Source organism: Kitasatospora azatica KCTC 9699 (assembly GCF_000744785.1).
GTDB classification, from domain to species: Bacteria; Actinomycetota; Actinomycetes; order Streptomycetales; family Streptomycetaceae; genus Kitasatospora; species Kitasatospora azatica.
The window spans coordinates 3,677,152-3,701,512 of the sequence record NZ_JQMO01000003.1 but is presented as its reverse complement, the minus strand read 5'-3'; the positions used below and the strand labels follow the sequence as shown (position 1 = coordinate 3,701,512).

The 24,361-nt window shown below is 72.0% G+C and carries 23 protein-coding genes; 13 read left to right on the top strand and 10 right to left on the bottom strand.

Annotation, left to right across the window (positions count from 1 at the left end; all coding sequences use genetic code 11):
* Nucleotides 1-11 precede the first annotated feature (11 nt).
* On the top strand, nt 12-791 hold the full coding sequence (locus BR98_RS27135; protein WP_035848430.1) for a hypothetical protein: 780 nt from the start codon (nt 12-14) through the stop codon (nt 789-791).
* A gap of 206 nt (nt 792-997) precedes the next feature.
* Nucleotides 998-2,770: an acetyl/propionyl/methylcrotonyl-CoA carboxylase subunit alpha gene (locus tag BR98_RS27130; RefSeq protein ID WP_035848427.1), complete on the top strand. Its 1,773-nt coding sequence runs from the start codon at nt 998-1,000 to the stop codon at nt 2,768-2,770.
* 72 nt (nt 2,771-2,842) lie between these two features.
* Here the strand turns inward: BR98_RS27130 and BR98_RS27125 are convergent, their stop codons facing one another.
* Nucleotides 2,843-3,778, bottom strand: a complete 936-nt coding sequence (locus tag BR98_RS27125; RefSeq protein ID WP_035848424.1) for a DeoR/GlpR family DNA-binding transcription regulator — start codon at nt 3,776-3,778, stop codon at nt 2,843-2,845.
* Between the two features lie 198 nt (nt 3,779-3,976).
* A complete protein-coding gene (locus BR98_RS27120; RefSeq protein ID WP_035848421.1) occupies nt 3,977-5,437 on the bottom strand; it encodes an NAD(P)H-quinone dehydrogenase in 1,461 nt (486 codons plus the stop codon).
* A 159-nt stretch (nt 5,438-5,596) separates the two neighbouring features.
* Here BR98_RS27120 and BR98_RS27115 point away from each other — a divergent pair, with 159 nt between their 5' ends.
* The 4 genes from BR98_RS27115 (at nt 5,597) to BR98_RS27100 (ending at nt 9,720) form a co-directional block, all read left to right on the top strand.
* Nucleotides 5,597-6,034: a gamma-glutamylcyclotransferase gene (locus tag BR98_RS27115; RefSeq protein ID WP_035848418.1), complete on the top strand. Its 438-nt coding sequence runs from the start codon at nt 5,597-5,599 to the stop codon at nt 6,032-6,034.
* A gap of 138 nt (nt 6,035-6,172) precedes the next feature.
* Nucleotides 6,173-6,994 (top strand): purine-nucleoside phosphorylase, encoded by an 822-nt coding sequence (locus BR98_RS27110; protein WP_035848415.1) that lies wholly within the window; start codon nt 6,173-6,175, stop codon nt 6,992-6,994.
* A gap of 241 nt (nt 6,995-7,235) precedes the next feature.
* Nucleotides 7,236-8,906 (top strand): phospho-sugar mutase, encoded by a 1,671-nt coding sequence (locus tag BR98_RS27105; RefSeq protein WP_035848413.1) that lies wholly within the window; start codon nt 7,236-7,238, stop codon nt 8,904-8,906.
* Between the two features lie 127 nt (nt 8,907-9,033).
* Nucleotides 9,034-9,720 carry a hypothetical protein gene (locus BR98_RS27100; RefSeq protein ID WP_035848411.1) on the top strand — a complete coding sequence of 229 codons (687 nt, stop codon included), beginning with the start codon at nt 9,034-9,036 and terminating at the stop codon, nt 9,718-9,720.
* 114 nt (nt 9,721-9,834) lie between these two features.
* Here the strand turns inward: BR98_RS27100 and BR98_RS27095 are convergent, their stop codons facing one another.
* The gene (locus BR98_RS27095) at nt 9,835-10,515 is read right to left on the bottom strand and encodes a PH domain-containing protein (RefSeq protein ID WP_035848402.1); all 681 of its coding nucleotides are present in this window, start codon (nt 10,513-10,515) and stop codon (nt 9,835-9,837) included.
* Nucleotides 10,516-10,812: 297 nt separating this feature from the next.
* Here BR98_RS27095 and BR98_RS27090 point away from each other — a divergent pair, with 297 nt between their 5' ends.
* Entirely contained in the window at nt 10,813-12,969 is a 2,157-nt protein-coding gene (locus BR98_RS27090) for a carbohydrate-binding module family 20 domain-containing protein (RefSeq protein WP_232247615.1), read from the top strand.
* Nucleotides 12,970-13,034: 65 nt separating this feature from the next.
* On the opposite strand, the gene BR98_RS27085 is transcribed toward BR98_RS27090, so the two are convergent.
* Together BR98_RS27085 and BR98_RS27080 are read right to left on the bottom strand one after the other, a co-directional pair.
* Nucleotides 13,035-13,295: a hypothetical protein gene (locus BR98_RS27085; protein ID WP_157537950.1), complete on the bottom strand. Its 261-nt coding sequence runs from the start codon at nt 13,293-13,295 to the stop codon at nt 13,035-13,037.
* A gap of 225 nt (nt 13,296-13,520) precedes the next feature.
* Complete coding sequence (locus BR98_RS27080; protein ID WP_035848396.1) at nt 13,521-14,024, bottom strand: GNAT family N-acetyltransferase; 504 nt, start codon at nt 14,022-14,024, stop codon at nt 13,521-13,523.
* Nucleotides 14,025-14,077: 53 nt separating this feature from the next.
* Here BR98_RS27080 and BR98_RS27075 point away from each other — a divergent pair, with 53 nt between their 5' ends.
* Complete coding sequence (locus BR98_RS27075) at nt 14,078-14,440, top strand: hypothetical protein (protein WP_157537949.1); 363 nt, start codon at nt 14,078-14,080, stop codon at nt 14,438-14,440.
* Nucleotides 14,441-14,477: 37 nt separating this feature from the next.
* Here BR98_RS27075 and BR98_RS27070 read toward each other — a convergent pair whose 3' ends face one another.
* The 3 genes from BR98_RS27070 to BR98_RS27060 all read right to left on the bottom strand — a co-directional run bounded on the left by BR98_RS27070 (nt 14,478) and on the right by BR98_RS27060 (nt 16,673).
* Entirely contained in the window at nt 14,478-15,215 is a 738-nt protein-coding gene (locus BR98_RS27070) for an ABC transporter permease (protein ID WP_035848392.1), read from the bottom strand.
* Nucleotides 15,212-15,952 (bottom strand): ABC transporter ATP-binding protein, encoded by a 741-nt coding sequence (locus BR98_RS27065; RefSeq protein WP_157537948.1) that lies wholly within the window; start codon nt 15,950-15,952, stop codon nt 15,212-15,214. The genes BR98_RS27070 and BR98_RS27065 overlap by 4 nt, the downstream gene beginning before the upstream one ends.
* 91 nt (nt 15,953-16,043) lie before the next feature.
* Entirely contained in the window at nt 16,044-16,673 is a 630-nt protein-coding gene (locus tag BR98_RS27060; protein WP_035848390.1) for a TetR/AcrR family transcriptional regulator, read from the bottom strand.
* Between the two features lie 193 nt (nt 16,674-16,866).
* Between BR98_RS27060 and deoC the strand changes: the two genes are divergently transcribed.
* From deoC to BR98_RS27040, 4 genes are all read left to right on the top strand, one after another.
* Nucleotides 16,867-17,853 (top strand): deoxyribose-phosphate aldolase, encoded by a 987-nt coding sequence (gene deoC, locus BR98_RS27055; RefSeq protein ID WP_035848387.1) that lies wholly within the window; start codon nt 16,867-16,869, stop codon nt 17,851-17,853.
* 5 nt (nt 17,854-17,858) lie between these two features.
* Entirely contained in the window at nt 17,859-19,331 is a 1,473-nt protein-coding gene (locus tag BR98_RS27050; RefSeq protein ID WP_035848385.1) for an aldehyde dehydrogenase family protein, read from the top strand.
* Nucleotides 19,324-20,244, top strand: a complete 921-nt coding sequence (locus BR98_RS27045) for an aldehyde dehydrogenase family protein (protein ID WP_035848383.1) — start codon at nt 19,324-19,326, stop codon at nt 20,242-20,244. The genes BR98_RS27050 and BR98_RS27045 overlap by 8 nt, the downstream gene beginning before the upstream one ends.
* A 243-nt stretch (nt 20,245-20,487) precedes the next feature.
* Nucleotides 20,488-21,120 (top strand): ATP-binding protein, encoded by a 633-nt coding sequence (locus tag BR98_RS27040; RefSeq protein ID WP_035848381.1) that lies wholly within the window; start codon nt 20,488-20,490, stop codon nt 21,118-21,120.
* 36 nt (nt 21,121-21,156) lie between these two features.
* On the opposite strand, the gene BR98_RS27035 is transcribed toward BR98_RS27040, so the two are convergent.
* A complete protein-coding gene (locus BR98_RS27035) occupies nt 21,157-22,143 on the bottom strand; it encodes a zinc-dependent alcohol dehydrogenase family protein (protein WP_035848379.1) in 987 nt (328 codons plus the stop codon).
* A 146-nt stretch (nt 22,144-22,289) separates the two neighbouring features.
* Between BR98_RS27035 and BR98_RS27030 the strand changes: the two genes are divergently transcribed.
* The gene (locus tag BR98_RS27030; RefSeq protein WP_035848377.1) at nt 22,290-23,210 is read left to right on the top strand and encodes an AraC family transcriptional regulator; all 921 of its coding nucleotides are present in this window, start codon (nt 22,290-22,292) and stop codon (nt 23,208-23,210) included.
* Nucleotides 23,211-23,388: 178 nt separating this feature from the next.
* Here BR98_RS27030 and BR98_RS37145 read toward each other — a convergent pair whose 3' ends face one another.
* Nucleotides 23,389-24,210 carry a SigE family RNA polymerase sigma factor gene (locus BR98_RS37145; RefSeq protein WP_063774849.1) on the bottom strand — a complete coding sequence of 274 codons (822 nt, stop codon included), beginning with the start codon at nt 24,208-24,210 and terminating at the stop codon, nt 23,389-23,391.
* Nucleotides 24,211-24,361 lie beyond the last annotated feature (151 nt).

Sequence of the window (24,361 nt, the reverse complement as noted above, 5' to 3'; positions counted from 1 at the left end):
GAGGGGCTGGGATGGCGGACATCGTGCTCAACATCGTGCTCGGCCTGCTGACCAGTGCCATCGGCGCGGCGGCCGGCTGGCTGGTGCAGCGGCTGCGCCGCCGGCGTCGGCTGGCCCGGATGCAGGAGTTCTTCGGCATGCCCGGCGGCAGCGACTGCCTGCTGGTGGTGAACCGGCACGTCAGCAGCGCGCACGGGCACAGCGTGCACCGCGACGACGTCAGCGCGCTGATGGAGCTGGCCGTGCTGGTCAACTCCTGCGGCGCCCGCCCGGAGATCCTGGCGCACGACCAGACCCGCCAGGGGCTGGGCGACAAGGCCGAGTTCTGCCTCGGCGGGCCGGCCAGCAACGAGCGGGCCGCCGCCCACCTGGGCTGGCGGCTGCCGAGCGTGCAGTTCAGCTATGACCCCGGCACCTCCAGCGGCGCGATCCAGGTCGGCGAGCAGGAGTTCCGCCAGGAGCCGACCGCCGAGCACTCGCCGGGCTGGACCTACGCGCTGCTGGCCCGGCTGGATCCGGGCAACGGCGGGCGGCCGACCTTCCTGATCGCCGGTCTGACCGCGATCTCCAACCACGCCGCGGTGCGCTACCTGATCGGCCGGCAGGGCGAACTGATGCGTCGCCACGGGTCGCACGGCAGCTTCGCGCTGATCCTTCGGGTGATCAACCCGGGCCGCTACGGACCCGACGTGGTCGAACGGGTGGCCGACGTCAGCGAGGCCGCGATCGCCCCCGCCGCCGCCCCCGTCGGCGCCCTCCCGGCGCCCTCCGCCCCGGCCCGGACCCCCTGATGTGGCGAAGGCCACGGCGGCTCCAGCGACTGCCGACCGCACGTCGAGCGGCAGGCGTACGGTTGCCACCTGCGGTCCTCCCGCTGTGTGCGCGCATGATCACGATCTGCGTCACGCTCCGTGTGGGCAAGCTCACCACCTGGGGCTACTCGCCGGTACCACCCCGTCATCCCTAAACTCCATCGAGGTTCAAGAAGGGAGCCACAGTGCGCAAGGTGCTCATCGCCAACCGCGGAGAAATCGCCGTCCGCGTCGCCAGGGCCTGCTCGGACGCTGGTATCGCCAGTGTCGCCGTCTATGCCGAGCCTGACCGGGACGCGCTGCACGTCCGCGCGGCCGACGAGGCCTACGCTCTCGGCGGCGACACCCCCGCGACCAGCTACCTGGACATCGCCAAGGTCCTCAAGGCCGCCGCGGACTCCGGTGCGGACGCCGTCCACCCCGGCTACGGCTTCCTGTCGGAGAACGCCGACTTCGCCCAGGCCGTGATCGACGCGGGCCTGATCTGGATCGGTCCGCCGCCGCAGGCCATCCGCGACCTCGGTGACAAGGTCACCGCCCGGCACGTGGCCCAGCGGGCCGGCGCGCCTCTGGTGGCCGGCACCCCGGACCCGGTCGCGGGTCCGGACGAGGTGGTCGCCTTCGCGAGCGAGTACGGCCTGCCGGTGGCCATCAAGGCCGCCTTCGGCGGTGGCGGTCGCGGCCTGAAGGTCGCCCGCACCCTGGAGGAGATCCCGGAGCTGTTCGAGTCCGCGGTCCGCGAGGCGGTCGCCGCCTTCGGTCGCGGCGAGTGCTTCGTCGAGCGCTACCTGGACAACCCGCGGCACGTCGAGACCCAGTGCCTGGCCGACCAGCACGGCAACGTGGTGGTCGTCTCCACCCGTGACTGCTCGCTGCAGCGCCGGCACCAGAAGCTGGTCGAGGAGGCGCCCGCGCCGTTCCTGACCGAGGAGCAGAACGCCGAGCTCTACCGGGCGTCCAAGGCGATCCTGCGCGAGGCCGGCTATGTCGGCGCCGGGACCTGCGAGTTCCTGGTCGCCCAGGACGGCCTGATCTCCTTCCTGGAGGTCAACACCCGGCTGCAGGTCGAGCACCCGGTGACCGAGGAGGTCACCGGCATCGACCTGGTCCGCGAGATGTTCCGGATCGCCGACGGCGAGGAGCTCGGCTACGACGACCCCGCGGTCCGGGCGCACTCCTTCGAGTTCCGGATCAACGGCGAGGACCCCGGCCGCAACTTCCTGCCGGCCCCCGGCACGGTGACGCTCTTCGCGCCGCCGTCCGGCCCGGGCGTGCGGCTCGACGCCGGCGTGGAGACCGGCTCGGTGATCGGCCCCGCCTGGGACTCGCTGCTCGCCAAGCTGATCGTCACCGGCCGGGACCGCAAGCAGGCCCTGGAGCGGGCCAAGCGCGCCCTGGCGGAGTTCAAGGTGGAGGGCATGGCCACCGCCATCCCGTTCCACCAGGCGGTCGTCGCGGACCCGGCCTTCGCGCCGGAGACGCACGGCTCCGACGCGCCGTTCAGCGTCTACACCCGCTGGATCGAGACCGAGTTCAACAACACCATCCCGCCGTTCGCCGGCGGTGCGGTGGAGGGCGAGGAGCCGGACGGCCGGGAGACCGTGGTGGTCGAGGTCGGCGGCAAGCGGATCGAGGTGTCGCTGCCCGCCTCGCTCGGCGTGGGCACGGCACCGGCCGCCGCCGGTACCGCCGGCAAGGCCAAGCGCCGGGTGGGCACCAAGAAGGCCGGCGCGGCCGTCTCCGGTGACACCCTGGCCTCGCCGATGCAGGGCACCATCGTCAAGGTCGCGGTGGAGGAGGGTCAGGTCGTCGCAGAGGGCGAGCTGATCGTCGTCCTGGAGGCGATGAAGATGGAGCAGCCGCTCAACGCCCACAAGGCCGGCACCATCGTCGGCCTGAAGGCGGAGGTCGGCGCGAGCGTCAGCAGCGGCGCCGCGCTCTGCGAGATCAAGGACTGAGCCTGCTGGACTGACGTCCGCTCAGCTCACCCCGTGGCCCGCTGGTTGCTCGTCAACCGGCGGGCCGTCTGCTTACCGGGCGCCCGCCAGCCGGGTCGGCAGGTGACCGGGCGGGGGGCCGCCGTGGGTGCCAGGGCGGCGCTGGCCGGGCAGCGGGGCGCCACCCGGCTGCCCGGGGCCGGGGACCGCCCGGCGCGGGCCGCCAGGGGCCTGCTGCGGGTGCCGGTCCAGGCCTGGGTGACCTGGTGGCTCGGCCGCCAGCCCCAGCGGGGCGAGCACGATCTGCACCCCGCAGTCGGCCAGCGCGTCCAGCTCGCGGGCGGTCGGGTCGTGCCCGGCCGCGTGCTCGTCGGTCACCAGGCGGGTGATCGCGTCGGTCGGCACCGTCTGGAACATGGTGTCCGCGCCGAGCTTGGTGTGGTCGGCGAGGACGATGACCTCGGCGGCCGACTGCACCAGAGCTCGGTCCACGCTCGCGGAGAGCATGTTGGTGGTGGACAGGCCGCGCTCGGCGGTCAGTCCGCTGCCGGAGATGAAGGCCTTGGTGACCCGCAACCCGTTCAGCGACTGTTCGGCCCCGCTGCCGACCAGGGCGTAGTTGGAACCCCGCAGGGTGCCGCCGGTCATCACCACCTCCACCCGGTTGGCGTGCGCGAGGGCCTGGGCGACCAGGAGGGAGTTGGTGACCACCGTCAGGCCCGGTACCCGGGCGAGCCGGCGGGCCAGTTCCTGGGTGGTGGTGCCGGCCCCGATGACCACCGCGTCCCCCTCCTCGACGAGCGTGGCCGCCAGGTCGGCGATCGCGCTCTTCTCGGCGGCGGCGAGGTGGGTCTTCTGCGGGTAGCCGGGCTCACGGCTGAAGCCTCCGGGTAGCACCGCGCCGCCGTGTCGGCGGTCGAGCAGCCCTTCGGCCTCCAGCGCCCGGACGTCTCGGCGGACGGTCACTTCGGAGGTCTGGACGACACGGGCCAACTCGCGGAGCGACACGGCTCCGTTGGCCCGCACCATTTCGAGGATCAACTGGCGACGTTCTGCTGCAAACACAGAACCGACGGTAACCCCCATGACGGTCGGCTTTCAGGCGTTTGCCGCTAGTAACAGGAAGTCCGCCCCGAACGGCGGCGCACGGCCGTACAATGCGCGCCGTTACACCTCCGGCGCACCCCCGCCGCGCGGGCGAGATGCCCGCGCAACCGGGTGAAACGGTCAGGATTCGCTCTCGGCCCGCTTGCGAATGTGCAGCTGGCGGGCGGCCTCGGCGGTCGAACCGGACAGCGACGGGTACACCGTGAACGCGCCCGCCACCTGCTCGACCGTCAAGTTGTTGTCCACCGCGAGCGAGATCGAGTGAATCAGTTCGCTCGCGCGCGGCGCGACCACCACACCGCCGACCACGATGCCGGTGCCGGGGCGGCAGAAGAGCTTCACGAAGCCGTCCCGGATGCCCTGCATCTTGGCCCGCGGGTTGCCGCGCAGCGGCAGTTTGATCGCGACCGCGTCCATCTTTCCGCAGTCCACGTCCGCCGCGGTGTAACCGACGGTGGCGATCTCCGGGTCGGTGAAGATGTTGGAGGCGATGGTCTTCAGGTTGAGCGGCTGCACCGCGTCGCCCAGTGCGTGGTACATCGCGATCCGGCCCTGCATCGCGGCCACCGAGGCGAGCATGAAGACGCCGGTGCAGTCGCCGGCCGCGTAGACGCCCGGTGACGAGGTGCGGGAGACCCGGTCGACCTTGATCTGACCCCAGTCGTTGAGCTTGACTCCGGCCTCCTCCAGGCCCATCTCCGCGGTGTTGGGGATCGAGCCGACCGCCATCAGGCAGTGCGTGCCGCTGATCACCGAGCCGTCACTGAGCGTGGCCTCGACCCGGTCGCCGACCCGCTTGACGCTCTCCGCCCGGGAGCGGCTCATCACGTTCATGCCGCGGCGGCGGAAGACGTCCTCCAGCACCTCGGCGGCGTCCGGGTCCTCGCCCGGCAGCACCCGGTCACGGCTGGAGACCAGGGTGACCTTGGAGCCGAGCGCCTGGTAGGCACCGGCGAACTCGGCGCCGGTGACACCGGAGCCGACCACGATCAGCTCGGCGGGCAACTGCTCGAGGTCGTAGACCTGCTTCCAGTTGAGGATCCGCTCGCCGTCCGGCTGGGCGTCCGGCAGCTCGCGCGGCCGCACGCCGGTGGCGATCAGCACGGCGTCGGCGCGCAGCGACTGGACGGTGCCGTCGAGGGCCTCGACCAGCACCTCGCGCGAGCCGTCCACCGCCTGGCCGCCGGAGCCCAGCTTGCCCTTGCCGCGCAGCACGGTGACGCCGGCCCGGGTGACGGACTGGGTGATGTCGTGCGACTGGGCGATCGCCAGCCGCTTCACCCGGCGGTTGACCTTGCCCAGGTCCACGCTGATCGCGCGGTCACCCGCCGCGGAGTCGGCTGATGTCGCCGTGCAGGCCAGGGTGATCCCGAGCTCCTGGTAGGAAGCGTCGAAGCCGGTCATCACCTCGGCGGTGGCGATCAGCGTCTTGGACGGCACGCAGTCGGTGAGCACCGCCGCTCCGCCCAGTCCGTCGCGGTCGACGACGGTCACCTCCGCGCCGAGCTGGGCGGCCACCAGGGCCGCCTCGTATCCGCCGGGTCCGCCACCGATGATCACGATCCGAGTCACGTGCACCATTGTCCCGCACGCCGACTCCGGCGCGAGCACGGGGCTGTTGATTCGTGCGTACCACCAGCGGCTGTGACGCACGGCACAGCGGGCACCACTCGGGCACACCGCCGCCCCCGCGGCCGGGGAGGCCTTGATCCGTTTGCCAACTCCCGTAGGCTGACGCCCATGTCGCTCTACGCCGCGTATGCCACCAATCTCGATGCCCGGCAGATGAGCCGGCGCGCCCCGCACTCCCCACTGCGCGGGACCGGCTGGCTGGACGGGTGGCGGCTGACCTTCGGCGGCGAGCAGCTGGGCTGGGAGGGATCGCTGGCCACCGTGGTGGAGGACGAGAAGGAGCAGGTCTTCGTCTCGCTCTACGACGTCTCGCCGATGGACGAGGACGGGCTGGACCGCTGGGAGGGCCTGCAGCTGGGCATCTACCGCAAGATCCGGCTGCGCGCGCACACCCTGGACGGGGACATCCCGGTCTGGACGTACGTGCTCAACGACTACGAGGGCGGCCTGCCCGCCGCCCGCTACCTGGGCCTGATCGCGGACGCCGCCGAGAGCGCCGGCGCGCCCCATGACTACGTGCTGGACCTGCGGCGTCGTCCCTGCTGACGGCAAGTGAACGATCCTACGAGCCGGGCCGCCGAAAACCGGCCATAGCTGGTGTTTTTGGGTCAACCGGGTAACGATCCGGCATGACCGGGGCAGGTGTTCTACGCGCGTAGGAATTTCTTGTCTATCCTCGGCTGTGTGAACGCTTCTCCTCAGACCGCCGTGTCCGCCGACCCCTACGCCGCCGCTCAGGCCGCCGCTGCCCGCCTGCGCGAGCTGACCGGTGTCGAGCACCACGACGTCGCCCTGGTGATGGGGTCCGGCTGGGTGCCGGCCGCCGACGCCCTGGGCACGACGGTGGCCGAAATCTCGGTCACCGACCTTCCCGGCTTCCCCGCTCCCGCCGTGGCCGGCCACGCGGGCAAGATCCGGTCCGTCAAGATCGGCGACAAGTACGCGCTGATCTTCCTCGGCCGCAACCACTACTACGAGGGCCACGGCGTGGCCACCGTGGTGCACGGCGTGCGCACCGCCGCCGCCGCCGGCTGCGGGATCATCGTGCTCACCAACGGCTGCGGTGGTCTGCGCGAGGGCTGGGTGCCCGGCCAGCCGGTGCTGATCAGCGACCACATCAACCTGACCGCGGACTCGCCGATCGTCGGCGCCAACTTCGTCGACCTCACCGACCTGTACTCCAAGCGGCTGCGCGAGCTCTGCCGCGAGGTGGACCCGAGCCTGGACGAGGCCGTCTACGTCCAGTTCCGCGGCCCGCACTACGAGACCCCGGCCGAGGTCCACATGGCCCGGGTGATCGGCGGCGAGCTGGTCGGCATGTCCACCACGCTGGAGGCGATCGCCGCCCGCGAGGCCGGCGCCGAGGTGCTCGGCATCTCGCTGGTCACCAACCTGGCCGCCGGCATCACCGGCGAGCCGCTCAACCACGCCGAGGTGCTGGAGGCCGGCAAGGCCTCCGCCGAGCGGATGGGCGCCCTGCTGGCGAAGGTCCTGGAGCGGATCTGATCTCCCTTCGGCCCGGGTTCCCGGTTTCCGGGGCGCCCGGGCCGATTCTTGTCCTTGGACCGACCGGCGATTGGGGGTTGGGTGAAGGAGCGGGGTCCGGGCCGAGTCTGGGCGGTGCCGACGAGGGAGCCACTGCGGAGCATTGGCGACTGAGGAGAAGCCGTCCAGGCGAGAGTCCGGGCGTCGCGACGCCGCCCCCCCAATCGCCGGTCGGTCTTCACCCGACCTACCGGAGTTAGCGATGGCTGAGACCACCACCCTCCTCGCCCGGGCCCGCCAGTGGCTGGCCGAGGACCCCGATCCCGAGACCCGCGCGGAGCTGGCGGCCCTGCTGGAGCGGGCCGACGACGAGGCCGTCGCGGCGCAGCTGGCCGAGCGGTTCGCCGACCGCCTGCAGTTCGGCACCGCCGGCCTGCGCGGCGAGCTGGGCGCGGGCCCGATGCGGATGAATCGCGCCGTGGTGATCCGGGCCGCCGCCGGGCTCGCGGCCTACCTGCGCAAGGCCGATGCCGGCGATCTGGTGGTGGTCGGCTACGACGCGCGGCACAAGTCCTACGAGTTCGCCCTGGACACCGCGGCCGTGATGGTCGGCGCCGGTCTGCGCGCCGCCGTGCTGCCGCGCTCCCTGCCCACCCCGGTGCTGGCCTTCGCGATCCGCCACCTGGGCGCGGCCGCCGGCGTGATGGTGACGGCCAGTCACAACCCGCCGCGGGACAACGGCTACAAGGTCTACCTGGGCGACGGCTCGCAGATCGTGCCGCCCGCCGACGCCGAGATCGCCGCCGAGATCGACGCGATCGCCACCCTGGCCGAGGTCCCGCTGGCGGCCGAAGGCTGGCAGCTGCTTGGCGAGGAGGTGCTTGACGCCTACCTGGCCCGGGCCCTGACCGTGCTCGACCCGGCCGGCCCGCGCGACCTCGAGGTGGTCTACACGCCGCTGCACGGGGTCGGCCGGGACACCCTGCTGGCCGCCTGGAAGCAGGCCGGCTTCCCGGCCCCGACGGTGGTCGCCGCCCAGGCCGAGCCGGACCCGGAATTCCCGACGGTGGCCTTCCCCAACCCGGAGGAGCCCGGGGCGATGGACCTGTCCTTCGCCGCCGCCGCCTCGGTCGGCCCGGACCTGGTGATCGCCAACGACCCGGACGCGGACCGCTGCGCGGTGGCCGTGCCGACCGCCGGCACCGGCACCGGCTGGCGGATGCTGCGCGGCGACGAGGTCGGCGCACTGCTCGGCGCAGCGCTGGTGGCCAAGCGGGCCCAGGGCACCTTCGCCACCACCATCGTCTCGTCCACCCTGCTCGGCCGGATCGCCGAGGCGGCCGGCCTCGGCTACGCCGAGACGCTGACCGGCTTCAAGTGGATCTCGCGCACCGAGGACCTGCGCTACGGCTACGAGGAGGCCCTCGGCTACAGCGTCGACCCGGACGGTGTGCGGGACAAGGACGGCATCACCGCCGCCCTGCTGATCGCCGAACTGGCCGCCACCCTGAAGCGGTCCGGGCGCACCCTGTCCGACCTGTTGGACGATCTGGCGCTCACCCACGGCCTGCACGCCACCGACCAGCTCTCGGCCCGGGTCGAGGACCTGTCGCTGATCGCCGACGCGATGCGCCGGCTGCGCGAGCAGCCGCCGGTCTCGCTCGCCGGCCTGACCGTCGCCCGCGCCGACGACCTGAGCGCCGGCTCGGCCGAGCTGCCGCCGACCGACGGGCTGCGCTACTACCTGGCCGGCGAGTCGGTGCGCTCGGCGCGGATCGTGGTCCGCCCCTCCGGCACCGAGCCCAAGATCAAGTGCTACCTGGAGGTGGTGCTGCCGGTCGGCACCGCCGCCGAGCTGGCCGGCACCCGGGAGCGGGCGGCCGAGCTGCTGACCGCGCTGAAGCGGGACCTGGCCGGCGCCGCCGGGATCTGACCGGAAGTCACGCACCCTCCCTCGTACGGGCGATCACCCGTACGAGGGAAGATCAGCGCCAACGGCAGCGACGATTCGCCCACGTACGGTTGAGTACCTCCCGGGAACCACCTGAGGAGGACTCACGATGCACCCCCGCCTGACCGTCCGCCGCGTCGCCGCCGGCCTGCTGGCCGCCGCCGTGCTCGCCGTCGGCCTGCCGAGCCTGGCCACCGCCGCACCGACGCCCGTCGCCCCCGCCGCCGACTCCGCGCCGGCCCCGAGGCTCGCCCCCGGCCCGTACGTCTCCCCCTGGGGCAGCGCCCAGGTCAGCTGGGATCCGGGCTTCAAGTCCGCGCTGGACGATGCCGGGATCACCGTCACCCCGATCGCCCCCGTCACCACCATGCCGGGCGAAGCCGGGCTGATCAGCGACATCGGCTGGACTTCGGACGACTACATCGACCTGATCGACTTCGGGCGGGTCTACTACCCGGGCGGCTGGACCTTCAGCAACCCGGCCACCGGCGGGAGCTGGACGGCCAACGAGTTCTGGCTGCGGTTCTTCCCCAACCAGGGCCTGTCCACCTATCCGGAGATCAACGGCTCGAAGAGCCCGACCGAGCAGCGCTTCGTCTCCTACACCCTGGGCAGCGCCTTCACCGGCGGCGCGGGCTGGGGCCTCGACCTGTCGCGGGTGGCGATCAAGACGGCCAAGGTCCCGCTGACCCTGACGCCGGAGGGCGCGGCCGGGATCAACCAGGCGCTCAACACCACGTTCCACCCGGGCGACCAGCTGGGGACCCTGTCGGGGACCTTCCGCTACCTGCCGTGACGGCCGAGCCGCCGTCGGCCCCGGATGTGGGGGCCGACGGCGGCTCAGTAGCGCCCAGGCTGAGCAGCACTCAGGCTCAGTACCGCTCAGGCTCAGTACCGCTCAGGTGACGCCTCAGGCGACGATCAGGGCGATCAGCACGGCCAGGCCGACCAGGGTGGGCGCGATCACCCACCAGCACCACTCGACCTTGACCTCGCCCTTCGCCGTCGGGCGCACCGCGTTGACCTCCGCCTGCTCGCGCAGCATGTCGACCACCTGGTCGGACCAGGCGCGGGTCGGGTCCGGGGCGCCGGGCACCGCGCCCCGGGACGGCCGGCCCAGACCGGCCAGCCGGCTGGCCCGCGGGTCACCCGCTCCGGCGGACATCAGCTCGCGGCGGGTGGCCTTCTTGCGCTGGCGCAGCGAGACCGGGACGGCCCACATCTGGTAGGTCCGGCCGCCCGCCGTCAGCTCGGCCGAGAAGCTGGAACGCAGCTCCTGGACCTCGGCCCACGGGACGGTGATGGTGCGCAGCGGATTGCGGACCACCATCCGGTCCAGGCCGGCCAGCACGGCCGGGCGCAGGGTGTAGGCGATCACCGGGAAGGCGAACACCGGAGCTGCGGCCAGCGCGACCCACGGGGTCTTGCCGCTGCTGGTGAGCATGGCGTCGACAATCAGCCAGCCGGCGACCACCAGCAGCAGGACACCGGAGATGATGCCGGGGGTCGAGCGGAAGACGCTGTCGGCGTACTTCGGCCCGTCGGCGGGGGCGGCAGAGCCGTGGTCGGGCGTGCCGTCGGATTCGGTCATGAGGACGATTCTGCCGCATTGGTCCCGGCTTCCCTCGGGGCGCGAGTGTCACTTTTCGGCCGCGACCTCGGGGCGGGCCGTCGCGCAGGCCGTCGCGCGGGCCGTCACGCGGGCCGTCACGCGGGTTGCCACTCGGGGACAGCAAGTAGTTTCCGCAAGTTTCCGCAATTCTTTGCGAGATCTCTTGACGGCTCCGCGACTGAGCGGGAGGGTCGTGCACCGCTGCACCCGTACCCCCCGTCACCGCCGGGCCCCACCCCCCGACGGGACGGCCCCACCCCTATGGGAGCGCTCCATATGAGACACCTGCGTCCACTGCTCGCCGCTGCCGCTTTACTGGCAGGCGGCCTGCTGCCGTTGAGCCTGCAGAGCACCGCTCAGGCCGCGGCGACCCCCAACGGCGGCGACGCGATCGCCAACCTCTTCGAGTGGAACTGGCCCTCGGTGGCCGGAGAGTGCACCACCGTGCTCGGCCCCAAGGGCTACGGCGCCGTCCAGGTGGCCCCGCCCGAGGACTCGATCCGGCTCAACAACGGCACCCACCCCTGGTGGGACGTCTACCAGCCAGTCGGCTACGACCTCAACAGCCGGATGGGAACCGAGGCCCAGTTCGCCGCGATGGTGACGGCCTGCCACAACGCAGGCGTCAAGGTCTACGCCGACGCGGTGGTCAACCACGCCGCCGGATCCAACCAGACCAGCACCGACTCCTACGGCGGCGCGAGCTTCAACCCGGCGACCTACAACTACTGGAGCATCGGCTACAACCGCTCCAGCTTCCACGACTATCCGGCCGACTGCCCCAACTCCGGGAACGTCATCAACGACTGGAACAACGTCCAGCAGGTGCAGGAGTGCCAGCTGGTCTCGCTCTCCGACCTCTACACCGAGAAGGACGAGGTCCGCGCCAAGATCGCCGGCTACCTCAACAAGCTGATCGGCTACGGCGTCGACGGCTTCCGGGTGGACGCCGCCAAGCACATCGCGCAGGCCGACTTCGGCAACATCATCTCCCGCCTGAACAACACCGCCTGGGGCTCGCGGCCGTACATCTACCAGGAGGTGTTCCCGGGCAGCAGCGGGCAGTTGGCGCCCAGCGCCTTCGAGAGCAACGGCAGCCTGCTGGAGTTCGACTACGCCTACGACATGAAGAGCCGGTTCACCGGAGACATCGCCAACCTGCAGGGCTTCGGCCAGAGTTCTGGACTCGAGCCGAGCGACAAGGCAGCGGTCATGGTGACCAACCACGACCTCGAACGCAACGGCTCGACCCTCAGCTACAAGGACGGGTCCAAGTACACCCTGGCCACCGTCTTCGAACTGGCCTACGGCTACGGCACCCCGCAGGTCTACTCCGGCTTCAGCTTCAGCAGCAACGACCAGTCCCCGCCGGCCGACGCCAACGGGTACGTGACCGCGACCGACTGCTCCTCCTCGGCCTGGGTCTGCACCGACCGCAACCAGGGCATCGCCAACATGGTCGGCTGGCACAACGCGGGCAAGGGTCGGCCGGTGGCCAACTGGTGGAGCGGCAGCAACGCGATCGCCTTCAGCCGGGGCAGCGCCGCCTGGGTGGCGATCAACAACAGTGGCAGTGCTCTCACCCGGACCTTCGCGACCGGCCTGGCGGCCGGGACGTACTGCGACGTGATCCACGGGGACCTGCAGACCGGCGGCGGTTGCGGCGGCCCGACGGTGACGGTGAACGCGGCCGGCCAGGCGACCGTGACGGTGGGCGCCGGGGACGCGGTGGCGCTGTACGCGACGGGGGCGCCGTGCAGCTCCTGCCCGACGTCGACGCCCACTCCGACGCCCACACCCACTCCGTCGAGCAGTCCCTCGAGCAGCCCGTCGTCCGGCCTCGTCAACGAGACCTTCAACGAGACCAGGACCACCGTCGCCGGCCAGAACGTCTACCTGGTCGGCTCGCTTCCGGCGCTCGGCAACTGGGCCCCCGCTGCGGCGGTCCCGCTCTCCTCGGCGGCGTACCCGGTGTGGAGCGCTACGGTCGGCCTGCCGGCCAACACCTCCTTCGAGTACAAGTACATCCTCAAGGACGCGGCCGGGAACGTAACTTGGGAGTCCGGCAGCAACCACGCCGCCGGCACCGGCAGTTCGGGCGGCACGCTGAACGACAGCTGGAACGGCGGCTCCTCGGCCGGCCAGGTGACCGTCGACTTCAGCGAGAACCGGACGACCGTCTGGGGCCAGAACGTCTACCTGGTCGGCTCGCTCGCCGCCCTGGGCAGTTGGGACCCGAACACCGCCGTCGCGCTCTCCTCGGCGGCGTACCCCAACTGGACCGGCTCGGTGACGCTGCCGCCGAACACCTCCTTCGAGTACAAGTACCTCGTCAAGGACGCTGCGGGGAACGTGACCTGGGAGTCCGGCGCGAACCGGACCGGCACCACCGGCGCGGCCGGCTCGGTGAACCTCAACGACAGCTGGAAGTGATCGGCCCTCGGTAACACGCGGTGACGCGTGCCCACTCGACCCAACGCGCCTCCGCCGCCTGTGCGCTAACCCCGCAGGCGGCGGAGCACGATGATCGCCCCGTACAGCAGCAAGCCGGCCACCCCCGCGACCGCCAGCCGCGCCAGGTCGTCGGTCACCGCGAGCACCGAGCTGTTCGCCCGAAGTATCCGCGGCCCGGCCCCCACCACCGCGATCAGACCCGCCAGCCCCGGCAGCCACTCCAGATGACTCGACCGCCGGGCCGGCCCGTTGCGCCGGTGTCGGTGCGTGCGAACCGTCACCGCCAACCGGACGCTCACCGCCATCAAAAGGAACCCGGTCCACACCACGGGCCACTGCGCCGTTTCGAACACCGTGCCACCTCCCCCGGCTGACCTCCCCCTACCAGCACGCTACCCGCGTTGCGTGGCGCCCTATCCGCAGGTCAGCCGGATCTGCGGGAGATTTGAGGTTTCTGGGCCGTTCTTATGACAACGGCTCAGTACCTCTGGCATATTCACCGCCGCTGACATGAACGGGCTGACGATCACTCAGCAGATGACCCGCTCCCAGCCGCGCTCACCGTCCTGCCACCGGTCGGTGGGAGTGAGCCCGACCGCCGCCGCCACCGCCGCGGATGCCCAGTGGTCCGGGTGGATGTGCGCCAGGAGGCGGCGCACCGGCTGCGGCGCCAGCCAGTCGACCAGCCCGCGGGCCGCCTCGGTGGCGATCCCCCGCCCCTGCCAGCTGGTGCCGACCACCCAGGCGAGCTCCGCCGCGCCGTCGCCGATCGTCGCCTGGACCGTTCCCACCAGGCAGGCCTCGGCACGGAGTTGGATCACCCAGTTGCACCAGGAGACGGCCGGGTCGGGGGATCCGGCCGCCCACCGTCGGTAGCGGGAACGCAGGGCCTGGGCCGTGTCCGGGGCGCCGCCGATGAAGGTGTGCAGGGCGGGGTCGGCGAGCGCCTCGGCCATCTCCTCCGCGTGCTCGACCCGGACCGGGAGCAGCAGCAGGCGGTCGGTACGGATGGCCTCGGCCGTGACGGTGGTCATGCGTCAAGCCCACACCCTGGCCCGCGGTCGGCGCCACCCCTTAGAGTCCGATCATGCGATGGAAGGATGAGCACGGCGTCCGATGGACCCTGCGGCAGCGGCGGTTGGCCGGCCGTCAGCGGGTCAAGCTGGAGATCGTCCAAGACCTCGTCCCGGGCGGGCTGGGGACCGACCCGATCTCGTTCGTCCTCGCGCTGCCCGCCCTGGTGGTGCTGGCCGTCATGCTGCCGCTCTGGCTGCTGGAGTTCGTGATCCGGCTGCTGCTGAGCCCGGTGGCGGCGGTGCTGCGCGCTGTCGGGGCGGTGCCGTACCGGCTGGAGCTGGAGCGCGAAGGCCGACCGGTCGCCTCGCACGCGCCCGTCGGACGCCGGGAGCTCCGGCGGGTGCGCACCGAGCTGCGTGAGCAGCGACGCTGAAGCGCACCCCAGCACCAGCCCGGGCAGCAGCGCCCCGCTACGCCGTCCGCCGCCGCAGAGTGGCCGCGCCCAGCGTCAGTGCCAGCAGGGCCGCGCCCGCCACCACCGCGAGGTCGGCCACCGTGCGCCCGCCGACCCCGGCGTCCACGGTCAGCCGGGTCATCGCGTCCACCGCATAGGAGAGCGGCAGCAGGTCGGAGACCCAGTGCAGCCCCGTCGCCATCTCGGCGCGCGGCACGAACAGGCCGCAGAGCAGCAGTTGGGGCAGCAGGACGGCGGGCAGGAACTGGACCGCCTGGAACTCGGTGGCCGCGAAGGCCGAGACGAAGAGCCCGAGCGCCATCCCCAGCAGCCCGTCCGCGACCGCCACCGCGACCAGCAACCAGGTCGGTCCGGCCACCTTCAGGCCGAGCAGGCCCAGCGTCAGCGCGGACGCCAGCCCCGCCTGGACCAGCGCGATCGCCCCGAAGGCGAGCGCATAGCCGAGCAGTAGGTCGAGCTTGGCCATCGGCATGGTGAGCAGCCGCTCCAAGGTCCCGGTGGTCCGCTCGCGCAGCATCGCCACCGAGGTGACCAGGAACATCACGACCAGCGGGAAGATCCCGAGCAGTGCGGCGCCGATCCGGTCGAAGGCGTGCGGCTGGCCGTCGTACATGTAGTGCAGCAGGGTGAGCAGCACGCAGGGGACGACCAGCAACAGGGCGATGGTGCGCGGGTCGTGGCGCAGTTGGGCCAGCACCCGACGGGCGGTGGCCAGGGTCCGGGCGGCGTTCACGCGGGCACCTCCACGGTGGCGACGAGGGCGAGGAAGGCGGCGTCGATGTCGGCGGTGCCGGTGCGGCGCAGCAGTTCGGCGGGGGTGTCCTCGGCGAGCAGTCGCCCCTCGCGCATCAGCAGCAGGCGGTCGCAGCGCCCGGCCTCGTCCATGACGTGACTGGAGACCAGCAGGGTGGCGCCGGCGTCGGCCAGTCGGCGGAAGAGCTGCCAGAGCTCCTGGCGCAGCACCGGGTCGAGGCCGACGGTCGGCTCGTCCAGAACCAACAGCTCGGGGTTGCCGAGCAGGGCCGCGGCCAGCGAGACCCGTGCGCGCTGGCCGCCGGACAGGTCGGCGACCAGGTCGTGCTCGCGTCCGGCCAGGCCGACCTGGGCGATCACCCGGGCCGGATCGGTGCGCGGTGCGCCGAGCACGGCGGCGAAGTAGCGCAGGTTCTCGGCCACCGACAGGTCGGCGTAGACGGAGGGCGCCTGGGTGACGTAGCCGACCCGGTCGCGCAGCGCCGCCGCGCCGGCCGGGTGGCCGAGCACCTCGACGCTGCCGCCCGCCAGGCGCTGCACGCCGACGATCGAGCGGAGCAGCGTGGTCTTGCCGCAGCCGCTCGGGCCGAGCAGTCCGGTGATCGCGCCACGCGCGACGGTGAGGTCAAGTCCGGGCAGCACCGGTCGGCCGCCGCGGACCACGGTCAGGCCGTCCACCCGGATCGCAGGGGAGGCGTCGGCCTCGAAATTCATCATGCGTTGAGTTTCCTGCGGCATGCGTCCGCCGTCAAGCACCGCGGCGTGGCGGAACCACGCCGCGGTGCTCGACGGCGGACGAGAGCTCGGACTACGCCCCGGTGAGATACCGCTGGAAGGTCGGCGCCAGCAGCGGAACCAGCTCCTCGGTCGTCGCCGAGGCGAGCGGCTCGACCTTGATCACATACCGCACCATCGCCAGGCCGATGATCTGCGAAACCATCAACTCCGTGCGCAGCTCAGGATCCTCGACCTCCAGACCGGCCGCGATCCGCCCGATCAGCTGCCCGACCGCGAACTCCCGCATCAGCTGCGCCACCGCCTCCGTGGTCGCCGCCGCCCGGATCAGCGCGAGCAACCGCTCCAGCACCGCCGGCTGCTCCCACAACCCCAGCACGAACCGCGCCACCCGCTCCCCCACCACCCCCCGGTCGCCCCCCAGCACGTGCGCCACCACCTGCTCCGGATCCACCGGAAACTCCAGAGCCGCCAGGAAGAGCCGGTCCTTGCTCCCGAAGTAGTGGTGCAACAGCGCCGCATCCACCCCGGCCCCACGCGCAATCGCCCGCATGCTGGCCTTCTCGTACCCCCGAGCAGCAAACTCGGCCCGAGCCGACTCCAGCACAGCAGCCCGGGTATCAGCCCCCCCGGGACGCCGCCCGACCTTCTTCCGGGGAGCGGGGGACGGAGCGTCGGCGGCGGAGCGGTCTGCGGAGGTCACCGGCCCATTCTCCGCGACCCGCCCAATACCGGTGAGCAACAGCCTGCTGCGCCATTCACCAGGCAGCCGAGGCGCCGAGCACCTCCACCGGGCAGCGCACGCCAGGCACCGGGACCCCAGATCTCGTTCCCGCATCGAACCCGTGCCCTCGCTACCGTTCGGCTACGCGCGTAGATATGCTGGTCTGGTGACTATGTCCACTGTTGCAGCCAATGCCCCCGGTGCCGCGGGCGGCGGCCTGAGCGACGTCGCCGCATCCGAGGCCTCGCTCCGCCGCTTCCTGCACGGCTTGCCCGGCGTCGACGCCGTCGGCCTGGAAGCCCGCGCCGCCGCTCTCGGTACGCGTTCGATCAAGACGACGGCCAAGGCCTTCGCGATCGACCTCGCCATCTCGATGATCGACCTGACCACGCTGGAAGGCGCGGACACGGTCGGCAAGGTGCGCGCGTTGTGCACCAAGGGTCGGTATCCCGATCCGAGTGACCCGTCGGCACCGCAGGTCGCGGCGATCTGTGTCTATCCGGACATGGTGGCCACTGCGAAGGCCGCGCTGGCCGGCAGCGGCATCCAGGTCGCCTCGGTCGCCACCGCGTTCCCGGCCGGGCGGGTCGCCCTGCCGGTGAAGCTGGCCGACACCGCCGACGCGGTGGCCGCCGGTGCGGACGAGATCGACATGGTGATCGACCGCGGCGCCTTCCTGTCCGGCCGGTACCTGGACGTGTTCAACGAGATCACCGCGGTCAAGCAGGCGTGCAAGCGCCCGGACGGCACCGCCGCCCACCTGAAGGTGATCTTCGAGACCGGCGAACTGCAGACCTACGACAACGTCCGCCGCGCCTCCTGGCTGGCGATGCTGGCCGGCGCGGACTTCATCAAGACCTCCACCGGCAAGGTCGCGGTCAACGCGACTCCCCCGGTGACCCTGCTGATGCTGGAGGCGGTGCGCGACTTCCGCGCGCAGACCGGTGTCCAGGTCGGCGTGAAGCCGGCCGGCGGGATCCGGACCACCAAGGACGCCATGAAGTACCTGGTGATGGTCAACGAGACGCTCGGCGCGGACTGGCTGACCCCGCACTGGTTCCGCTTCGGTGCCTCCAGCCTGCTCAACGATCTGCTGATGCAGCGTCAGAAGCTCAGCACCGGCCGGTACTCCGGTCCCGACTACGTGACGGTGGACTGATCACGATGGCCAAGAAGAACACAGCAGCGGTCGAGGCCCCCAAGGCCTTCTTCGAGTACGCCCCGGCTCCCGAGTCCCCCGCGGCGGCCGGCGACATCGCCACCTCCTACGGCCACTTCATCGGCGGCGAGTTCGTCGACTCCAGTGGCAGCGAGGCGCTGAAGACGGTCAACCCGGCCACCGAGCAGGTGCTGGCCGAGTTCGCCCAGGGCACCGAGGAGGACGTCGACCGCGCGGTCGCCGCCGCCCGCAAGGCCTTCGCCGACTGGTCGGCGCTGCCCGGCAGCGAGCGCGCCAAGTACCTGTTCCGGATCGCCCGGATCATCCAGGAGCGCTCGCGCGAGCTGGCGGTGCTGGAGTCGATCGACAACGGCAAGCCGATCAAGGAGACCCGCGACGTCGACCTCCCGCTGGTCGCCGCGCACTTCTTCTACTACGCGGGCTGGGCCGACAAGCTGGACTTCGCCGGCTTCGGCAGCAACCCGAAGCCGCTCGGCGTGGCCGGCCAGGTCATCCCGTGGAACTTCCCGCTGCTGATGCTGGCCTGGAAGATCGCCCCGGCGCTGGCCACCGGCAACACGGTCGTGCTCAAGCCGGCCGAGACCACCCCGCTGACCGCGCTGCGGTTCGCCGAGATCTGCCGCCAGGCCGGTCTGCCCAAGGGCGTGGTCAACATCGTCACCGGTGACGGCCGCACCGGCGCCGCGCTCACCGCGCACCCGGACGTCAACAAGGTCGCGTTCACCGGCTCGACCAACGTCGGCCGCTCGATCGCGCGTCAACTCGCGGGCAGCCGCAAGAAGCTGTCGCTGGAGCTGGGCGGCAAGGCGGCCAACATCGTGTTCGACGACGCGCCGATCGACCAGGCGGTCGAGGGCATCGTCAACGGCATCTTCTTCAACCAGGGCCACGTCTGCTGCGCGGGTTCGCGGCTGCTGGTCCAGGAGTCGATCCAGGACGAGCTGCTGGACGCGCTCAAGCGCCGGGTGGAGACCCTGCGGCTGGGCGACCCGCTGGACAAGAACACCGACATCGGCGCGATCAACTCGGCCGCCCAGCTGGCCCGGATCACCGAGCTGACCGCGGCCGGCGAGGCCGAGGGCGCCGAGCGCTGGTCGCCGTCCTGCGAACTCCCGTCCACCGGTTACTGGTTCCGTCCCACCCTGTTCACCGGCGTGAGCCAGGCGCACCGGATCGCCCGCGAGGAGATCTTCGGCCCGGTGCTCTCGGTGCTGACCTTCCGCACCCCGGCCGAGGCGCTGGAGAAGGCCAACAACACCCAGTACGGCCTCTCCGCCGGCATCTGGACGGAGAAGGGCTCGCGCATCCTCTGGATGGCCGACCGGCTGAAGGCCGGTGTGGTCTGGGCCAACACCTTCAACAAGTTCGACCCGACCTCGCCGTTCGGCGGCTACAAGGAGTCGGGCTACGGCCGCGAGGGTGGCCGCCACGGTCTGGAGGCCTACCTCGATGTCTGACATTGCCACGCGACTTGACGCCAGTGCACGAATCCAGGTCAGCAAGACCTACAAGCTGTTCGTCGGCGGGAAGTTCCCGCGCTCCGAGAGCGGACGGGTGTACGAGGTGACCGACACCAAGGGCCAGTGGCTGGCCAACGCCCCGCTCGGCACCCGCAAGGACACCCGCGACGCGGTGCTCGCCGCCCGCGCGGCGGTCAAGGGCTGGGCCGGCACCACCGCCTACAACCGCGGCCAGGTGCTCTACCGGGTTGCCGAGATGCTGCAGGGCCGGCGCGAGCAGTTCACCGCCGAGGTGGCCGCGGCCGAGGGCCTGGGCGCCAAGAAGGCCGCCGCACTGGTGGACCAGGCGATCGACCGCTGGGTCTGGTACGCGGGCTGGACCGACAAGGTGGCGCAGATCGCCGGCGCCGCCAACCCGGTGGCCGGCCCGTACTTCAACCTCTCGGTGCCCGAGCCGACCGGCGTGGTCGGGATCCTGGCCCCGCAGGCGGGCTACGGCCACTCCTTCCTCGGCCTGGTCTCGGTGCTGGCCCCGGTGATCGCCACCGGCAACACCGCCGTGCTCGCGGCCGCCGCCGACGCCCCGCTGCCGGCGCTCTCGCTGGGCGAGGTGCTGGCCACCTCGGACGTCCCGGGCGGCGTGGTCAACATCCTCTCCGGCCGCACCGCGGACCTGGCCCCGACGCTCGCCTCGCACCAGGACGTCAACGCGCTCGACCTGACCGGTGCGATCGCAGACGAAGGACCCGGCGCGGCGGCTTCGCTCGAGGCGGCCGCGGCGGATACCTTGAAGCGGGTGCTGCGCCCGGCGGTCGATCCGTCGGCGCAGGACTGGACCAATGCTCCGGGTACCGACCGGCTACTCTCCTTCCTGGAGACCAAGACGGTCTGGCACCCGATGGGCCAGTAGCCCGGCTCACCCGCCGGACCGCCTTCCCAGAGCTGGCCGTCCCCAGCGCCCCTACCCCCCCAGGGGCCCGGACGCGCCACTGACGGGCCCGCGCCTCTCCCCCCCTGGCGCGGGCCCGTCCTGCTGTGCCGCGATGCCGCCGCCCTACGGACTATCTCCTTGTGTCCTATGCCATTTACCTACCACCGGGTTATCAGCACGGGGTCCGATGCGTCAGACTGGTGTCTCGTGAGTGACTCCCCCATGAACCCCGCCCCCACCACCCGTGCCCGCGTGGTGCTGCTCTCCGGGCCCTCGGGATCCGGGAAGTCCTCACTGGCCGAGCGCTCGGGCCTGCCGGTGCTCCAGCTGGACGACTTCTACAAGGACGGCGACGACCCGACCCTGCCGCTGCTGCCCGACGGCTCCGGCACCGACTGGGACTCGCCGCTCTCCTGGCACCGCTCCGACGCGCTCGCCGCGATCCGGGTGCTGGCCGAGTTCGGCCGCGCGGAGGTGCCGATCTACTCGATCCCCGCCAACGGACGCGACGGCTCGCACATCCTGGAACTGGCCGGCGCACCGGTCTTCATCGCGGAGGGCATCTTCGCGGCCGAGCTGGTGGCCGCCTGCGCCGCCGAGAACCTGCTCGCGGACGCGCTCTGCCTGCGCAACCGCCCGCTCACCACGGCCTGGCGCCGGTTCCGGCGCGATGTGCGCGAGGGCCGCAAGTCCGTCCCGTACCTGCTGCGCCGCGGCTGGCGGCTGATGCGGGCCGAGCGCGGCATCGTGACCCAGCAGGTCGGGCTCGGCGCCCACGCCTGCAACGGGCCGGAGGCCGCCCGCCGGCTGCGTACGGCGACCGCGCTGCCGGCGACCGTGGCGGTCAGCGCCTGACCGGTCGGTGCCCAGCCGGGCCGACGCCCGGTCCGGTCAGTGCCGGACGGTGACGAGCACCTTGCCGACCTGCGCGTTCGACTCCAGGTAGCGGTGCGCCTCGACGATGTCCTCGAAGTCGAAGACGCGGTCGACGACTGGTGCGATGGTGCCCGCCCGCAGGCCCGCGGCCAGGAAGTGCTCGACCCGGCGCCGGACCGCCGGATCGCCCGTGGTCTGCAGATTGGCGTAGCCGATGATCCGCAGCCCCCAGTTCATCGGCAGCGGCGCCGGCTGCTGGTCCAGCCAGCCGTAGACGATCAGCAGGCCCCCGGGCGCCACCGCCTGCGCCACCGTCGCCAGGCCGGGCCCCGCCACCGAGTCGAAGACGATCTCCGCGCCGCGCCCGCCGGTGACCGCGCGCACCCGCTCCAGCAGGTCCTCCTCCTCGGTCACCACCACCCCTGCGGCGCCCAGCTTCAGCAGCTGCTCGCGCTTGGCGGCGGTCCGGGTGACGGCGATCGGGATCGCGCCGAGGTGGTTGGCGATCTGGATCGCGGCCACGCCCACGCTGCTGGAGGCGGCGGTGATCAGCACGGTGTCGCCGGGGCGCAGGTTGCCCTGCTCCACCAGGGCGCCGTAGGCGGTGCTGTACGCGAGCCAGAGCGCGGCGCCGGTCACCGCGTCGGTGCCGGCCGGCAGCCGGAGCAGCGTGGCGGCCGGGACCACGATCCGCTCCGCGTAGACGCCCTCGGTGCTCATGTGGCCGCCGGCGGCCCGCAACACCCGGTCGCCGACCGCGAAGCCGGTCACCGCCGAGCCCACCGCCTCCACGCTGCCGGCCGCTTCGTAGCCGAGCCGGGAGCCGGGCAGCTCGGCCGGGTAGTAGTAGCCGCCGCCGCGCAGCAGCGCCTCGGCCCGGTTGAGCCCGATCGCCTCGACCCGGACCAGCACCTCCTCGGGCCCGGGTGCGGCGAGTTCCAGATCCACGATCCGCAGCACCTCGGGGCCGCCGGTCTCGTCGAAGACAACTGTCCTGGTCATGGTGATGGTTCCTCATCTGACGCGGTGTCCTGCTGACGAGTTCCACCGTAGGAGCGGTGGACGAGACGGCCCATGCCGGAAAGTCTTCGCTCCATGTCCGATCGTCTCGTCCGTAGGCCAGGACCGACCGGTCTAAGCTCCCGATCATGGACGTGCTCAGCGACGCGATCACCGTGATGCGCACCGGGCGGCCGCATGCCGGACGCCATCCGCGGGTCGGACGGTGGGGGATCCGCTTCCCGGACAGCGGGGGGATCGGGTTCCACTCGGTACTGCGCGGCTCGGTCTGGCTCTACCCGCCGGACGGCGCCGAGCCGTTCCGACTCGACCCGGGCGACCTGGCACTGCTCCCGCACGGCCGCGGCTACGGGCTGGCCGACGCCCCGGACGCCGAGCTGCGCCCCGCCCGGATGGACCCGGACGGCCGGCTGCGCCCGCAACCCACTCCCGCCGACCCGGACGACCCGGACGCCAGCCGCACCCTCTGCGGCGCCTACCTGCTCAACCAGGCCCGCCCGCACCCGCTGATCGCCGAGCTGCCCCCGGTGCTGCGACTGACCACCGCCGGCGGCCGCCACCCCGCACTGCGTGCCGTGATCGAGCTGCTGGACGCCGAACTGACGGACCGTCAGCCCGGTGCGGACGCGGCCGTCCAGTCCCTGCTGGACACCCTGCTGCTCTACACCCTGCGCGCCTGGTTCGCCGAGCAGTCCGCCCGCACCACCACCGGCTGGGCCACCGCCCTGCAGGACCGGGCGATCGCCGCCGCCCTGGGCGCCATCCACGCCGACCCCGCCCACCCCTGGACGGTCGAGGAGCTCGGCGCCCTGGCCGGCCTGTCCCGCGCCGCCTTCGCCCGCCGCTTCACCGCCCTGGTCGGCCAACCCCCGCTCGCCTACCTCACCTGGTGGCGGATGACCACCGCCGGCCGACTGCTCCGCGAATCCGACGCCCCACTCCGGAGCGTCGCCCAACAGACCGGCTACCTCAGCGAGTTCGCCTTCGCCAAGGCCTTCAAACGCGAATACGCCCTCCCCCCGGGCCGGTATCGCGACCGAACCGCGTGAAGGCGCACGACAGAAGAGCCGGACTCGGCATCCTCTCCCGAGATGCCGGGTCCGGCTCTTCCGCATGGGCGCGGCTTCCCTGCCGGCGGGGGCTCCCCCGAGCCCCGCGCGACTCCGCGCCCTGTTCCCCGTCCCCCGACGGGAGTTCAGTGGTTGGTGCAGTGGTTCAGGCAGCGGCTCAGGCGACCAGCTCGCCGAAGGCGTGGTTGGTGTCGCCGGTGCGGTTGAGCTGCTCGTCCTCGCGCAGCCGACGCAGGGCGCGCCAGATGCTGCTCTTCACGGTGCCGACGCTGATGTTGAGGATGTCGGCGATCTCCGGGTCGGTGCGGCCCTCGTAGTAGCGCAGCACCAGCATGGTGCGCTGGTTCTCCGGGAGCTTGGCCAGTGCCTGCCACAGCACGGCGCGCAGCTCGGTGCCGCCCATCGCGTCGGTGTCGCCGACCGTCTCCGGCAGCTCCTCGGTCGGGTACTCGTTGAGCTTGCGCCGGCGCCAGGCCGAGATGTGCAGGTTGGTCATGGTGCGGCGCAGGTAGCCGCCGACCGCGGCCTTGTCGGTGATCCGGCCCCAGGCCCGGTAGGTGCTGAAGAGCGCGCTCTGCAGCAGGTCCTCGGCCTCGAAGCGGTCACCGGTCAGGTGGTAGGCAGTGGCGTACAGGGAGGCGCGACGCTCGCGCACGTACGCGGTGAACTCCGTGAGGTGGTCCACCTCGGCGGCCGAGTGCTCCCCCTGCGCGCCTCCCTGCTGGCCCTGCTGCGGGACGCGCTGCTCTATCGGCGCGAGCCGAAGAATCGTGGTCCCCTTGTTCCCCCCGGCATTCCCCCCGAAGGTCCCCCCGCTGTTCCCCCCGTGGACCCGTGCGCTCCCGCCGCTCACCCGGCAGAGGTCGACCCGCAGGGTCCCCGAGCCCCGCTCCACCCGACCGCGCTGTGACGAGCGCACACCGTGGACGGCCGGGCGGTTCGCATCCAGGATGCCCCGGGTCTCAAGCGTTGCGTTCATCGTGCGCCCCCATGATCGGTACGAGCGGGTCCTTTCGGTGCCCCCGCCTCGGCCCGGTGCTGCCGGTCCGCTGCGGTGACATGGAAAATCCTGCCCGCCGCCCGTCATGGCGGTGTCCGGCGACTGTCACAGCGGTGTCACAAGCACTGGG